The organism is Corallococcus sp. AB038B, assembly GCF_003668955.1.
Lineage (GTDB): Bacteria > Myxococcota > Myxococcia > Myxococcales > Myxococcaceae > Corallococcus > Corallococcus exiguus.
Genome location: NZ_RAWO01000193.1, coordinates 1 through 419, shown reverse-complemented (window position 1 = coordinate 419; position 419 = coordinate 1). Strand labels below are relative to the sequence as shown.

The 419-nt window shown below is 70.2% G+C and carries 2 pseudogenes; both read left to right on the top strand.

Features of this window, described 5'->3' with window-relative positions:
* Positions 1 to 182 (top strand): annotated as a pseudogene (locus tag D7Y04_RS42980) (hypothetical protein); the annotation flags it as partial.
* Positions 179 to 419, top strand: a pseudogene (locus tag D7Y04_RS42975) (hypothetical protein); the annotation flags it as partial. The pseudogenes D7Y04_RS42980 and D7Y04_RS42975, both read left to right, overlap by 4 nt.

Sequence of the window (419 nt, the reverse complement as noted above, 5' to 3'; positions counted from 1 at the left end):
CCGGCATCTTCACGCTGACGCTGCTTCAGTACCCGGCCGGCCTGTCGCTCTACATCTTCACCAACAACATCCTCTCCATCGCGCAGCAGTACGGGCTCCGGAAGTGGCTGGACCGGAAGAACAAGCCCCAGGCAGGGGGCGGAACGCCCGCGGTGGCGACAGCGGGAGGAAAACGCAAGTGAGCGAGCAGCAGGTTCCTCAGCAGGCCCCCGTGGGCGGCGCTCCCGCCTCGGGCGGGACTCCGGCCCCGGACTTCCGGCCGCGCGTGGAGAAGCTCCTCGGGGACATCCTCGGGCTGATGGGCTTCCCCGCGCGCCTGGACATGCAGGACGCGGCGGATGGCAGCCTGTCCGTCGCGCTGCACTTCGAGGCGGGTCCTCCTCCCGGCGTGGAGCAGGGTCGCCGCAGTCAGGTGCTGG